Here is a 13147-nt window from a genome sequence, read left to right as displayed (position 1 = left end):
GCCGACCTCTCGGGGATGCTGCGCCGGCAGTCTCGCGCCCTGCGGCCGGGGGCGCAAGGGGCAGACAGTTGCTCCGGCACCGCCCCCGGCCTAGGTTGCGTTCGGAGGGAGATCCCGATGACCGACCGGTTGTCCTTCAAGGAGATGTGCGCGGCGTTCGACGTGACCCCGCGCACGCTGCGTTACTACGAGTATATCGAGCTTCTCCAGCCCGAGCGGGAGGGGCGGCAGCGCTTCTATGGCCCGCGCGAGCGCGCCCGCATGACCCTCATCCTGCGCGGTCGCCGCTACGGTTTCCAGCTCGAGGAAATCCGCCAGTGGCTGCAGATCTACGAGAACGAGGGCACCGTGGCGCAGATGCGCGCCTTCGTGGACCTGGCCGATCGCCAGCTCGACGACCTGGAGCGCCAGAAGGCGCAGATCGAGGACGCGATCGAGGAACTTCGGCAGATGCGGGCGCGGTCGGCCCGCGAGGCCGGCCTGCCGCCACGCCGCGCCTGACGGCCCCGCGCCCCCGCCCGAGCGCCCGATTGCCGCGACGCAATCTTGCCTTGCAGCCATCGCGCGAATTCGAAAAGTTGCGGCTTCACGGAAGTGACGCGGCGTCCCGCTTACGTCAACCTCGGATCCTGTTGTAACCGGTGTTCACGAGGATCATGTCGGACGTCGTCACCGAGAGCAGGAGTTACAAGGAAAAAAGACGATGTCCGAAGAAACGATGACCATCCGCGAAATGTGCGACGCGTTCGACGTGACGCCGCGCACCCTGCGCTTCTACGAAGCCAAGGAACTGCTTTTCCCGATGCGCGAGGGCCAGAAGCGCCTGTTCACGCGGCGCGACCGTGCCCGGCTGAAGCTCATCCTGCGGGGAAAGCGGTTCGGCTTCACCCTGGAGGAGATCCGCCAGTTGCTGGACCTTTATTACCTGGGCGACCAGCAGCACACCCAGCTCGCGCGCAGCTACGAGCTGGCCCGCGACCGCCTCGCGGATCTCGAGCGGCAGCGCGAAGAACTCGACGCCGCGATCGACGATCTCAGGGACCAGCTCAAGTGGGGTGAGAAGATGCTCGCCTCCCTCGATGGAACGAAAAAGGCAGCCGAGTAGAAAGCCGATCCGCTCGCGGCCGCCGCATGGAGGAAAGAGATGCCGATCTACGAAGCCCCCATCAAGGACATGCAATTCGTCCTGCATGACGTGCTCAAGGTCGCCGAGGCGGACATTCCCGGCTACGACGAGCTCGACCGGGGGACCACCGCGGCGATCCTCGAGGAGGCCGGCAAGCTTTCCGAGCAGGTCCTGGCGCCCCTGAACCCCGTCGGGGACGCACAGGGCTGCACGCTGGAAAACGGCGTGGTCCGGACGCCCGACGGCTTCAGGGACGCCTACGAGCAATTGCGCGCCGGGGGCTGGCTGGGCCTCGATGCCGATCCCGACTACGGCGGGCAGGGCATGCCGTATCTCATGGGCTCCGCGGTGGGCGAGATGTTCGTCTCCGCCAACATGGCCTTCAACATGTATCAGGGCCTGACCCACGGCGCCTATTCCGCGATCCACGCCCACGGCTCCGAGGCGCAGAAACGCACCTATCTGCCCAAGCTCGTCGACGGCATCTGGTCGGGCACGATGAACCTGACCGAACCGCATTGCGGCACCGATCTCGGCCTCATCCGGACGAAGGCCGAACCGCAGGACGACGGCACCTACCGCATCACCGGCCAGAAGATCTGGATCTCGGCCGGCGAGCACGACCTGTCGGAAAACATCATCCACCTGGTGCTCGCCAAGGCCCCCGGCGGCGGCGAGGGCACGAAGGGGATCTCTCTCTTCATCGTGCCTAAATACATGGTGAAGGAGGACGGCTCGCTCGGCGAACGCAACGCGGTCTCCTGCGGCGGGCTCGAGAAGAAGATGGGCATCCACGGCAACGCCACCTGCGTGATGAACTACGACGGCGCGACCGGCTACCTCGTGGGCGAACTCCACAAGGGGATGCGCGCGATGTTCACCATGATGAACGAAGCCCGTATCGGCGTGGGACTTCAGGGCTACGCACAGGGCGTGGTCGCCTACCAGAACGCGCTGGCCTTCGCGAAGGATCGCCTGCAGGGCCGCGACGTGACCGGGCCCAAGAACCCCGACGGCCCCGCCGACCCGATCATCGTCCATCCCGACGTGCGGCGGAACCTGATGCACCAGAAGAGCTTCGTCGAGGGCGCACGCGCCTTCACCTTCTGGGGCGCGCAGATGATCGACCGCGCCCACCGCAACGGCGACGACGAGGCCGAGGCGATGATCTCGCTGCTTACCCCGGTCATCAAGGGCTTCCTGACCGACAGGGGCTTCGAGACCACGGTGCTCGCCCAGCAGACGCTGGGCGGCTCGGGCTTCACCCGGGAATGGGGGCTCGAGCAGTTCGTTCGCGACGCGCGGATCACCATGATCTACGAGGGCACGAACGGCATCCAGTCGCTCGACCTCGTGGGCCGCAAGCTGGGCCAGAACGGAGGCAAGACGATCATGGCCTTCTTCGAGATGGTGAAATCCTTCGCGAAGGAGCACGCAGGCCAGGACGACGCGTTCGACCGGGACTTTCTCGAACCGCTCAAGGCGGCGTCGAAGGACCTGCAGGCGGCGGGCACGTTCTTCATGCAGAATGGCATGAAGACCCCCAACGCCGCGCTCGCGGGAAGCTACGACTTCATGCACCTCTTCGGTCATGTCTGCCTCGGGCTGATGTGGACGAAGATGGCGCTCGCGGCGCGCAAGGCGATCGAGGCCGGTGCGGACGACGCCGCCTTTCACGAGGCCAAGCTCGCCACGGGGCGCTACTACATGGCGCGCCAGCTCCCGGCGACGGGCATGCACCTCGCGCGAATCGAGAGCGGTGCGGAGCCCGTGATGACGCTCGACGCGGCGAATTTCTGACGGGAGCGGTGCTTGCCGAGCACGCACCCTACGCCCGCGCACGCACCGGCAAGGGAGGAGACATGCCGAAACGGTTCCGCCTGACCCGCCGCTTCCAGGTCGCGATGACCGAGGACGGGCACCGCCGCCTGCGCCGCTTCGCGCAGGAGGCCGGGCTCGACGAGGGCGAGGCGCTCTCCTTCCTTTTCGAAAACTTCGATAGCGTCACCGACGACGACAACCTCACCCACAGGCTCCGGCTCTTCAATGCCGAGCTCGACGCGCGGAAGCGCTGACGAGGCAAGGCTCGCATGACGATGACCAGCGACGGGACGACCAAGAGGGACCGCGCAAGGGCGACCGGAACGTCGGCGCCCGTCCCGGCCCCGATGGCCGCATCGCACACGACCGCCGAAAGGCGCGACGTACGCGACCGCGTGGCGCGGCGATCGCTGCAAGACTTCCCCGTCACCGGCCGCGCCGCGTCGCGCCCCACCCGCAACCACCAGGAGACGCGCTCACGGGACGGAGCGGTCCTTCCGGCAGGGCGCTCCGCAATGAACCTGAATGGGCGCCCTGCGGCCGATCGGGATACGGCGCTCCCCCCCAAGGAACGCTTACTCACGCGGTGCCGACAACGGCCGCGCCCTGCCTTGTTAACCCGGATCGCGGTTTGGGTCATGGAGTCTTGGGATCGACTAGCCTCTGCGGACGCCAATCCGGCGATGTCGCCAATAGCATCGCGACGGTTCCGATCGCGCCTCCACGCAGAGGAAACCAGCCCCGGCGCAGCGCGGCCTGCATCGCCATGGGTGGGGGCTTCGCGCCCCCACACCCCCGCGGAGTATTTCCGGCCAAGAAGAAGAAACAGGACCGCACATCGGACCCTGAGGTCGCCGCGGGCAGCACTCGGTCCACTCCGCCGCGCGACCCGGGCATGCAGCACGAGCGGCACGGCGGAGCTTCTCCTTGGGCGGTCATCGGCGCTCCCGCCTGTACCGCAGAGTCCGGATAGACCGATGGTGGTTAAAAGCAGGTGAACAGGAACCGTCACGTCCTTCTTCTTGGAAAAATACTCCACGGGGGTCCGGGGGTGTGAAACCCCCGGCGCCGCCGAACAAGGGAGCGCAAGCCCATGACCATCCAGCTGCACTGTTTCGGAGAAAGCGGGAACTCCTACAAGGCCGCCCTGCCCCTCGAACTCTCGGGCCTCGACTGGGAGGCAGTGAAGGTGGATTTCTTTGCGGGCGCCACGCGCTCCGAAGACTACCGCGCGCTCAACCCCATGGGCGAGGCGCCGGTCATGGTGGACGGTGACGACGTGCTCACCCAGTCCGGCGCGATCCAGGATTACGTCTCGGAGAAATCGGGCAGGTTCGGCGGGCGTGGCGCAAGGGAACGGCGCGAAATCCTGCGCTGGGTGCTCTGGGACAACCACAAGCTCTCGAGCGTCGCGGGCATGACGCGGTTCCTGATGAATTTCCTGCCCGAGGAAAAGCGGCCCGCCGAGGTGATCGGCTTCATGCAGGGCCGGCTGAAGAGCGCCTACCAGGTTCTCGACCGCCATCTCGAGGGCCGGGACTGGATCGCGGGCTGCGGCCCCAGCAACGCCGATTTCTCCTGCTGCGGCTATCTCTACTATCCCGAACCCTTTGGGTTCGACAGGGCCCACTGGCCCGCCATCGACGCCTGGCTCGGGCGCATCGCGGCGCTGCCGGGCTGGAAACATCCCTATGACCTGATGCCCGGCCGCCCCGCGGACCGGGCCTGAACGGAGGCTTCCCATGACCGACGCCTACATTTTCGACGCCGTGCGCACGCCGCGCGGCAAGGGCCGCAAGGACGGCAGCCTGCACGAGGTGACCGCGCTTCGGCTTTCGACCACCGCGCTCGACGCGCTCAAGGCGCGCAACGCGCTCGACGGCCATGCCGTGGAGGACGTGATCTGGGGCAACGTCACCCAGGTGGGCGAGCAGGGCGCCTGCCTCGCGCGGACCGCCGTACTCGCCTCGGAGCTCGACGAGTCGATCCCGGGCGTCTCGATCAACCGCTTCTGCGCCTCCGGGCTCGAGGCGGTGAACATGGCCGCGAACCAGGTGCGCGGCGGCGCGGGCGGGGCCTATATCGCCGGTGGCGTGGAGAGCATGAGCCGCGTGCCCATGGGCTCGGACGGCGGCGCGATCGCGGCGGACCCCTCGGTCGCGATGAAGATGTATTTCGTCCCGCAGGGCATCGGGGCGGACATCATCGCCACCGAATACGGCTTCACCCGCGACCAGGCGGACGAGCTCGCCGTCGAGAGCCAGAAGCGCGCGAAGGCGGCCTGGGACGACAGGCGGTTCACGAAGTCGGTAGTGCCGGTGCGCGACGTCAACGGGCTCACGATCCTGGACCGCGACGAGCACATGCGCCCGGAGACGGACATGCAGTCGCTGGGCGCGCTCAAGCCCTCCTTCAAGGACCAGGGCGAGGTGATGCCGGGCTTCGACAAGGTGGCCATGCTGAAATACCCGCATCTCGAGCGGATCGAGCACATCCATCACGCCGGCAATTCCTCGGGCATCGTGGACGGCGCCGCGGCGGTGCTCATCGGCTCGAAGGAATGGGGCGAGGCGAACGGGCTCACCCCCCGCGCCCGCATCCGGGCGACGGCCAAGATCGGCACCGATCCGACCATCATGCTCACGGGCCCGGTGCCGGTGACACAGAAGATCCTTCGGGAAAGCGGGATGGAGATCGGCGACATCGACCTTTTCGAGGTGAACGAGGCCTTCGCCGCCGTGGTCATGCGCTTCATGCAGGCCTTCGAGGTCGACCCCGCGAAAGTCAACGTGAACGGCGGCGCGATCGCCATGGGCCACCCGCTGGGCGCCACGGGCGCGATGATCCTGGGCACGCTGCTCGACGAGATGGAGCGGTCGGACCGCGAGACCGGGCTCGCCACGCTCTGCATCGGCTCGGGCATGGGCGCGGCCACCATCATCGAACGCGTGTGAGGGGGAGAGACGAGATGACCGACTTCACCATGGAAACCGGCGCCGACGGCGTCGCCATCATCACCTGGGACGTGCCCGGGAAATCCATGAACGTCCTGAGCCTCGAGGGGCTTTCCGATCTCGACCGGCTGATCGACGCCGCGCTCGCCGACGACGCGGTGAAGGGCGTCGTGATCACCTCGGCGAAGAAGGACTTCGCGGGCGGCATGGACCTCAACATCCTCGCCCGGATGCGGGACGAGGCGGGCGACGACCCGGCCAGGGGCCTCTTCGAGGGCATCATGCGGATGCACGCGCTTCTGCGGAAGATCGAGCGCGCGGGCATGGACCCGAAGACCCTGAAGGGCGGCAAGCCGATCGCCGCGGCGCTGCCGGGCACGGCGCTCGGCATCGGGCTCGAGATCCCGCTGGCCACCCACCGCATCTTCGCCGCCGACAATCCCAAGGCCAAGATCGGCCTGCCGGAGATCATGGTGGGGATCTTCCCCGGCGCAGGCGGCACCACGCGGCTCGTGCGCAAGCTCGGCGCCATGGCCGCCTCTCCCTACCTGCTGGAAGGCAAGCTGGTCGATCCGAAAAAGGCGAAGGGCGCGGGCCTCATCGACGAGGTGGCCGAGGACCCGGTGGCCGCGGCGGCGGCCTGGGTGCTCGAAGCCAAGGACGCCGACATCGTGAAGCCCTGGGACAGACAAGGCTACAAGATGCCGGGCGGCACGCCCTATCACCGCTCGGGCTTCATGACCTTCGTGGGCGCCTCGGCGATGGTGAACGCGCAGACCTTCGGGGCCTTTCCGGCGGCGAAGGCGCTCCTTTCGGCCGTCTACGAGGGCGCGCTCGTGCCCTTCGACACCGCGCTGAAGGTCGAGGCGCGCTGGTTCACCAACATCCTGATGAACCCGACCTCGGCCGCGATGATCCGCTCGCTCTTCATCAACAAGGAGGCGCTCGAGAAGGGCGCGAACCGGCCCGAGGCGCCCGACCAGACCGTGAAAAAGCTGGGCGTCCTCGGCGCGGGCATGATGGGCGCGGGCATCGCGCTCGTCGCGGCGCAGGCGGGCATCGAGGTCGTGCTCGTCGACCAGGCCCAGGAGGCCGCGGACAAGGGCAAGGCCTACAGCGAGAGCCATCTCGACAAGGGCATCAAGCGGGGCAAGACGACGCCGGAGAAGAAGGAAGAGGTGCTCGGCCGCATCACCGCGACGACCGACTACGCGGCGCTCGCGGGCGCGGATCTCGTGATCGAGGCGGTGTTCGAGGATCCTGCCGTCAAGGCCGAGGTCACGAAGAAGGCCGAGGCCGTGCTGGGCGAGGACGCAGTCTTCGCCACCAACACCTCGACCCTGCCGATCAGCGATCTGGCCCGGGCCAGCGCGCGGCCCGGACAGTTCATCGGCATCCACTTCTTCTCTCCCGTCGAGAAGATGCTGCTGGTGGAGATCATCAAGGGGCGCGAGACCGGCGACCGCGCGGTGGCCAAGGCGCTCGATTTCGTGCGTCAGATCCGCAAGACGCCCATCGTGGTGAACGACGCGCGCTTCTTCTACGCCAACCGCTGCATCATCCCCTACATCAACGAGGGCATCCGCATGGTGGGCGAGGGCGTCGCGCCCGCCCTGGTGGAGAACGCGGCGCGCCAGCTCGGCTTCCCGGTGGGGCCCTTGCAGCTGGTGGACGAGACCTCGATCGACCTCGGCGTGAAGATCGCCAAGGCGACGCGGGCCGCGATGGGCGACGCCTACCCGGATGGCGCGGTGGACGAGGTGCTCTTCTGGATGGCCGACGAGGGCCGGCTGGGGCGCAAGGCCAATGCCGGTTTCTACGCCTACGACGAGAGCGGCAAGCGGCTCGGTCTCTGGGAGGGGCTTTCCGGGAAATATCCGGAAGCCGAGGCGCAGCCCGACCTCCAAGCGGTGCAGCATCGGCTGATGTTCGCGCAGGTGCTGGAGGCCGTGCGCGCGCTCGAGGAAGGCGTGCTCGAGGACATACGCGAAGGCGACGTGGGCGCCATCCTCGGCTGGGGCTTCGCGCCGTGGTCGGGCGGGCCCTTCGGCTGGCTCGACATGCTGGGCGCGCCCTACGCGGCCGAGCGCTGCGACGCGCTCGAGGCAGCACATGGCGCGCGCTTCGCCTGCCCGGCGCTGCTGCGGGAAATGGCGGAGAAGGGACAAAGCTTCTACGGCCGCTTCGGCCCCGGATCGGCAGAGGCCGCCTGACGCGGCAATCACGGTCGGGCCGCCGCTCCGGTGCGGGGCATCGGGGCGGCCGGATGCGGTCTCTTCGCCACAGGCGCGGGATCAACGACGCCAGGGCGGATATCGGGACGAGGGACCGCGCCGGCCGGGTCCGTCGCGCCCGGACGGCGCCCCGGCCCGGGCGCGCCGAACGGCTTTGCCGTCCGCCGGATCGCTGCGCTTCAGCCGTCGAAGGTGTAGCCGAAGCGACGGATATCCTCGGCGCAGAGATCGCCCACGAGCGCGGCCGTTTCGTCGCTGTAGTAGCCGCGCCAATCCCGGTCGCGGTCTGAGGCGTTCACGCGGGGCAGGTCGATGCGGACCCCCAGATGGGCGAAAAGCGGCGCGGCGTCCTCCTCGAACCGTTCGAGCCGGATGTAGAGGTCGGCCCGCTCCCGCCCGCGCGCGTCGGTCATGTAGTACCCGTAGGGCGCGGCGCGCAGGCTCGCCTGCGTGTGCGGATGGGCGAGAAACGCCGCGAATTCCAGCTTTCGCGCGAGGCGAACCGCCTCGTGATCGAAACGCTGCGCGCGCAGCCAGCAGTAGTAGCTGACCAGCCGGTCCCAGGGATTGCGCACCAGCGTGAAGGCGAAAAGCCTGTCGAGATCTTGGACGCTGACGAGCCCGTCGATGTCGGCGAGCGTCGCGTGCTTCCAGAGCCGGCCGCGGGTCCGCACGCTCTCGAGGCGCCTTTTGCGGCGCCGCGCCTTGGGCGTGTCGCCGATCAGGATGTCGTCCCGCATCGCCCGCGCCTCCAGCGCGAGCGCAAGCGACGTGCCGCCGGTCTTGGGAATGTGGACGAAGACATAGGTCCGCCCGGGCGAGATGATCATCGCTGCCTCGCGCTCTCTTCCGATCCTGTCGCAAGGCCGTCTTGCGGCGCAACAATATTTCCCTATAGGCTCCGCCCGTGCAGGGAAAGGGAGGGTCCGACATGGGTTGGCTGGCCGACGAGACCGGGCTGGAAAAGAACGTGGCGAACTACACGCCGCTCACGCCGCTGTCGTTCCTGAAGCGCGCGGCCGAGGTCTTTCCCGACGAGGATGCCGTGGTCTACGGCCCCGTCCGGCGAAGCTACCGCGACTACGCGGCGCGGGTCACGCGCCTGGCCTCCGCGCTTCAGGGCATCGGGGTTCGGCCGGGCGACGTGGTGGCCACGCTTCTGCCCAACGTGCCCGCCCAGGCGGAGGCGCATTTCGGCGTGCCCGCCTGCGGCGCGATCCTGAACACCATCAACGTGCGCCTCGACGCCGACACGGTGGCCTACATCCTCGATCACGGCCAGGCGCGCGTGCTGCTCTGCGATGCGCAGTTCATCCCGCTGGCGGCCGATGCGATCGAGCGGATGGAAGGCCCCGCCCCCGCCGTGATCGAGGTGGCCGACGATGTGGCCGGCGCCCATCACCTGGGCGAGTATCCCGAATACGAGGAGGTTCTGCGCACCGGCGCCGAGGACTTCGAGTGGATCATGCCCGAGGACGAGTGGGAGAGCATCGCGCTCAACTACACCTCCGGCACGACGGGCCGGCCCAAGGGCGTCGTCTACCATCACCGCGGCGCCTACCTGAACGCCATGGGGCAGGTGATCTCCTGGCGGATGACGCTGCGCCCGCGCTACCTGACCATCGTGCCGCTCTTTCACTGCAACGGCTGGTGCCACACCTGGATGATGCCCGTGGTGGGCGGCACCGTGGTCTGCTGCCGCGACATCGCCGCGAAACCCATCTTCGACGCCATCGCCGACGAGAAGGTGACCCATTTCGGCGGCGCGCCCATCGTGCTCAACATGCTGATCAACGCCAAGCCCGAGGAGCGGCGCGAGTTCGACCACACGGTGGAGGTCTTCACGGCGGGCGCGCCGCCCGCGCCGGCGACGCTGGCGGCGATCGAGCCCATGGGCTTCAACATCACCCATGTCTACGGGCTGACCGAGACCTACGGCCCAGCCACGGAGTGCACATGGGGCCCGCAATGGGAGGCGCTAGAGGGCGACGACCGCGCGGCGATGAAGGCCCGCCAGGGTGTCGCCATGCCCTTCATGGAGCATGTGGGCGTCGTCGACGAAACCGGCGGCCAGGTGCCGATGGACGGCCGCACCCAGGGCGAGATCGTCTTTCGCGGCAACGGGGTGATGAAGGGATACCTCAAGAACCCCGAGGCCACCCGCGAGGCGTTCCGCCACGGTCTCTATCATTCCGGCGACATCGCGGTGCAGCACCCGGACGGCTATCTGAAGATCCAGGACCGCGCCAAGGACATCATCATCTCGGGGGGCGAGAACATCTCGTCGGTCGAGGTGGAGGGCGTGCTGATGGCGCATCCGGCCGTCCTGCTTTGCGCCGTCGTGGCCAAGCCCGACGATAAATGGGGCGAGGTGCCCTGCGCCTTCGTGGAACTGAAGGACGGCGTCGAGATCGGCGAGGAGGAGCTGATCGCCTTCACGCGCGAACGTCTCGCGGGCTTCAAGACGCCGAAGGCCGTCGTGTTCCGGGAGCTTCCCAAGACCTCCACGGGCAAGATCCAGAAATTCGAGCTGCGCAACCTCGCGCGGGGCGGCTAGCCCCCGCGCGGGGCCCCGCGGCCTGCCTTGGGGTGGGCGGCCTCGTAGACCTCCATCAGCCGCGCCGTATCCACGCCGGTGTAGACCTGCGTCGTCGAAAGCGAGGCATGACCCAGAAGATCCTGGATCGCGCGCAGGTCGCCGCCCGCGCTCAGCAGGTGGGTGGCGAAGCTGTGGCGCAGCGCATGCGGCGTGGCCGAGGCCGGCAGGCCAAGCTGCATCCGCGTCGCCGCCATCACCTTCTGCACCGCCCGGGGGCCGAGCGCGCCGCCGCGGGCCCCACGGAAAAGCGGCGCATCGGGCGCGGGCGGCCACGGGCAAAGCTCCGCGTACCGCGTCACCGCGGCGCGCGCGGCGGGGATCACCGGCACGAGACGCTCCTTCCCGCCCTTGCCCCGAATCCGCAACGCCTCGCCCATGGGCAACGCGGCCCCGGTGAGCGAAAGCGCCTCCGAGACGCGGAGACCGCAGCCGTAAAGCAGCGTCACAACGGCGACGTCGCGGGCCGCGATCCAGGTGGTCGGGTGCTGCGCCCCGACGGTGTCCAGAAGATCCCGCGCCGCATCCTCGGCCAGCGGGCGCGGCAGGCGCGGCGGGTGCTTGGGCGCGCGCGCGGACAGCACCGCCGAGGGATCGAACCCTTCCCGGTCGGCGAGCCAGCGCATGAAGCTCTTCACCGCCGAAAGCCGGCGGGCCATCGTGCGCGGCCCCGCGCCCTCGGCCCGGCCCCGCGCGAGCCACGCCCGCATGTCGGAAATATCGATGCGGGCGAGCGGCGCGAGCCCCTCCGCCCCGCCGTGATGCATCGCCATGAAGGCCAGGAACCCCGCGATGTCGCGGCCATAGGCCTCCACCGTGTTCTCGGCGGCGCCGCGCTGCGCGCGTTGCGCGGCAAGAAAGTCCTCGAGCGCGTCGCGCGCGGCCGGAGAGATCAGCCCGTCCGGCCCGGTCACGACAGCCAGCGGCGCAGGCAGCGCTCGAACACTCCGCCGAAGAAGGCCAGAAGGTCGGTGCCCTGCTGCGGCGAGAACTGGTGCGGATCCTCGGCCCCCATGGCCAGAAGCCCGGGCAGCCGGCCTTCGCCCAGATCGAGGCGGATGCAGGCCTCCGAGCGCACCCAGGCCGCCGCCTCGCCGTAGATCGCGGACTGCCCCTGCTGGATCTGGCGCAGAGTGACAGGCCGGGTCGCGCCGCCGCGGCCCCCGGTCAGGTAGCCCTCGATCGCGCCGGGGGGCGCGGTGCGCAGCACGTGGCTGAAGCGGCGCAGCACAGGGTCCTCGCCCGCCTGCGCCGTTTCCAGCACAAGGCGGATGCAGTCCACGCGAAGAATGCCGGCCACATCGCCGCCGAGATCCGACAGGAAGCCCTCGAATTCCATCGGGTCGAGCATGCGCAGGATGGCGCGGTGCACCTGGTTCGTGCCGGCGAGATTCTCGTAGGCGGCGGCGATCACCGCCCGGTGCGTGTCCTCCAGCCGGTCGAGGCGCGCCTCCATGCGCTCCATCGCGATGCCCCGCAGGTCCACGATGTTGCCGCCCATCGACTTCTCGTTGGCCGCGACGAGCGCGCGCATGAGGTCGGTGTCGTCAAGGATGCTTTCGGGCTCCGCGATGATGCGCGCACGAAGACTGTCATCGATCACGGCGGAACTGCTCATGCCGGCCTCTTGCAACGTTGTTTTCTGTCGACCCTAGCAGAGGGCGCGGGGCGGCGCCGCAATTTTCTGCGCCGCGCCGCGCGGTCAGAGGATCTTCTGACCGGTCTTTGCCCAGTCGGCGAGGAAGGCGTCGAGACCCTTGTCGGTCAGGGGATGCTCGGCCATCTTCTTGATGACCGCGGGCGGCGCCGTGGCCACGTCCGCGCCGAGCTTCGCGCATTCGCTCATGTGATTCACCGTGCGGATCGAGGCGGCCAGCACCTCGGTCTCGTAGCCGTAATTGTCGTAGATCTGCCGGATGTCCGCGATCAGCTCGAGGCCGTCGATATTGATGTCGTCGAGCCGGCCGATGAAGGGCGAGATGAAGCTCGCGCCCGCCTTGGCGGCGAGCAGCGCCTGGTTTGCCGAGAAGCAGAGCGTGACGTTGACCATCCGGCCCTCGCCCGAGAGCACCTTGCAGGCCTGAAGCCCCGCCCAGGTCAGCGGCACCTTGATCGCGATGTTGTCGGCGATCTTCGCAAGCTCGCGGCCCTCTGCGATCATGCCCTCGGCGTCGGTCGCCACCGTCTCGGCGCTCACCGGGCCGTCCACCATCGCGCAGATCTCCTCGGTGACCTCGCGGATATCGCGGCCCGACTTCATGATGAGCGAGGGATTGGTGGTGACCCCGTCCACCATCCCGAGCGCGTTCAGCTCGGCGATGGCGTCGATCTCGGCGGTGTCCACGAAGAATTTCATGCGCGCGCTCCCTGGCATTGCGTGAGGCGGCTTGGCCTCGGTCGCCCCCGCGTTTACTCC

Annotated in this window: 12 protein-coding genes; 8 read left to right on the top strand and 4 right to left on the bottom strand. The window is 68.5% G+C overall.

The window, feature by feature from the left end:
- Window positions 1-117: 117 nt before the first annotated feature.
- The 7 genes from AB6A69_RS03850 to AB6A69_RS03820 all read left to right on the top strand — a co-directional run bounded on the left by AB6A69_RS03850 (window position 118) and on the right by AB6A69_RS03820 (window position 8114).
- The gene (locus AB6A69_RS03850; protein ID WP_371037056.1) at window positions 118-501 is read left to right on the top strand and encodes a MerR family DNA-binding transcriptional regulator; all 384 of its coding nucleotides are present in this window, start codon (window positions 118-120) and stop codon (window positions 499-501) included.
- Window positions 502-703: 202 nt separating this feature from the next.
- Window positions 704-1105: a MerR family DNA-binding transcriptional regulator gene (locus AB6A69_RS03845; protein WP_371059771.1), complete on the top strand. Its 402-nt coding sequence runs from the start codon at window positions 704-706 to the stop codon at window positions 1103-1105.
- A 39-nt stretch (window positions 1106-1144) separates the two neighbouring features.
- A complete protein-coding gene (locus AB6A69_RS03840; RefSeq protein ID WP_371059770.1) occupies window positions 1145-2926 on the top strand; it encodes an acyl-CoA dehydrogenase C-terminal domain-containing protein in 1782 nt (593 codons plus the stop codon).
- 62 nt (window positions 2927-2988) lie between these two features.
- Window positions 2989-3201, top strand: coding sequence for a hypothetical protein (locus AB6A69_RS03835; RefSeq protein WP_371037059.1), 213 nt, complete (start codon window positions 2989-2991; stop codon window positions 3199-3201).
- A gap of 839 nt (window positions 3202-4040) precedes the next feature.
- Window positions 4041-4676 (top strand): glutathione S-transferase family protein, encoded by a 636-nt coding sequence (locus AB6A69_RS03830; RefSeq protein WP_371059769.1) that lies wholly within the window; start codon window positions 4041-4043, stop codon window positions 4674-4676.
- A 13-nt stretch (window positions 4677-4689) separates the two neighbouring features.
- Entirely contained in the window at window positions 4690-5901 is a 1212-nt protein-coding gene (locus AB6A69_RS03825) for an acetyl-CoA C-acetyltransferase (RefSeq protein ID WP_371037061.1), read from the top strand.
- Between the two features lie 14 nt (window positions 5902-5915).
- The gene (locus tag AB6A69_RS03820; protein ID WP_371059768.1) at window positions 5916-8114 is read left to right on the top strand and encodes a 3-hydroxyacyl-CoA dehydrogenase NAD-binding domain-containing protein; all 2199 of its coding nucleotides are present in this window, start codon (window positions 5916-5918) and stop codon (window positions 8112-8114) included.
- A 200-nt stretch (window positions 8115-8314) separates the two neighbouring features.
- Here AB6A69_RS03820 and AB6A69_RS03815 read toward each other — a convergent pair whose 3' ends face one another.
- The gene (locus AB6A69_RS03815; protein ID WP_371059767.1) at window positions 8315-8965 is read right to left on the bottom strand and encodes a sulfotransferase family 2 domain-containing protein; all 651 of its coding nucleotides are present in this window, start codon (window positions 8963-8965) and stop codon (window positions 8315-8317) included.
- 101 nt (window positions 8966-9066) lie between these two features.
- Here AB6A69_RS03815 and AB6A69_RS03810 point away from each other — a divergent pair, with 101 nt between their 5' ends.
- The gene (locus AB6A69_RS03810) at window positions 9067-10692 is read left to right on the top strand and encodes an AMP-binding protein (RefSeq protein ID WP_371059766.1); all 1626 of its coding nucleotides are present in this window, start codon (window positions 9067-9069) and stop codon (window positions 10690-10692) included.
- Here the strand turns inward: AB6A69_RS03810 and AB6A69_RS03805 are convergent.
- From AB6A69_RS03805 to fsa, 3 genes are all read right to left on the bottom strand, one after another.
- Window positions 10689-11627 carry a tyrosine recombinase XerC gene (locus AB6A69_RS03805; protein WP_371060037.1) on the bottom strand — a complete coding sequence of 313 codons (939 nt, stop codon included), beginning with the start codon at window positions 11625-11627 and terminating at the stop codon, window positions 10689-10691. The two genes, AB6A69_RS03810 and AB6A69_RS03805, sit on opposite strands and share 4 nt — an antisense overlap.
- 14 nt (window positions 11628-11641) lie before the next feature.
- The gene (locus AB6A69_RS03800) at window positions 11642-12349 is read right to left on the bottom strand and encodes a DUF484 family protein (protein ID WP_371059765.1); all 708 of its coding nucleotides are present in this window, start codon (window positions 12347-12349) and stop codon (window positions 11642-11644) included.
- An 84-nt stretch (window positions 12350-12433) separates the two neighbouring features.
- Window positions 12434-13087, bottom strand: a complete 654-nt coding sequence (gene fsa, locus AB6A69_RS03795; RefSeq protein WP_371056233.1) for a fructose-6-phosphate aldolase — start codon at window positions 13085-13087, stop codon at window positions 12434-12436.
- Window positions 13088-13147 lie beyond the last annotated feature (60 nt).

The organism is Rhodosalinus sp. 5P4 (assembly GCF_041365695.1).
Lineage (GTDB): Bacteria > Pseudomonadota > Alphaproteobacteria > Rhodobacterales > Rhodobacteraceae > Rhodosalinus.
Note: the sequence above shows the minus strand (reverse complement) of the source record. Positions and strands in the feature narration are given on the sequence as shown.

Coding starts and splice junctions, on each gene's coding strand:
- AB6A69_RS03820 (WP_371059768.1), top strand. CDS start 5,916: ATGACCGACTTCACCATGGAAACCGGCGCCGACGGCGTCGCCATCATC.
- AB6A69_RS03850 (WP_371037056.1), top strand. CDS start 118: ATGACCGACCGGTTGTCCTTCAAGGAGATGTGCGCGGCGTTCGACGTG.
- AB6A69_RS03825 (WP_371037061.1), top strand. CDS start 4,690: ATGACCGACGCCTACATTTTCGACGCCGTGCGCACGCCGCGCGGCAAG.
- fsa (WP_371056233.1), bottom strand. CDS start 13,087: ATGAAATTCTTCGTGGACACCGCCGAGATCGACGCCATCGCCGAGCTG.
- AB6A69_RS03800 (WP_371059765.1), bottom strand. CDS start 12,349: ATGAGCAGTTCCGCCGTGATCGATGACAGTCTTCGTGCGCGCATCATC.
- AB6A69_RS03810 (WP_371059766.1), top strand. CDS start 9,067: ATGGGTTGGCTGGCCGACGAGACCGGGCTGGAAAAGAACGTGGCGAAC.
- AB6A69_RS03830 (WP_371059769.1), top strand. CDS start 4,041: ATGACCATCCAGCTGCACTGTTTCGGAGAAAGCGGGAACTCCTACAAG.
- AB6A69_RS03835 (WP_371037059.1), top strand. CDS start 2,989: ATGCCGAAACGGTTCCGCCTGACCCGCCGCTTCCAGGTCGCGATGACC.
- AB6A69_RS03840 (WP_371059770.1), top strand. CDS start 1,145: ATGCCGATCTACGAAGCCCCCATCAAGGACATGCAATTCGTCCTGCAT.
- AB6A69_RS03815 (WP_371059767.1), bottom strand. CDS start 8,965: ATGATCATCTCGCCCGGGCGGACCTATGTCTTCGTCCACATTCCCAAG.
- AB6A69_RS03845 (WP_371059771.1), top strand. CDS start 704: ATGTCCGAAGAAACGATGACCATCCGCGAAATGTGCGACGCGTTCGAC.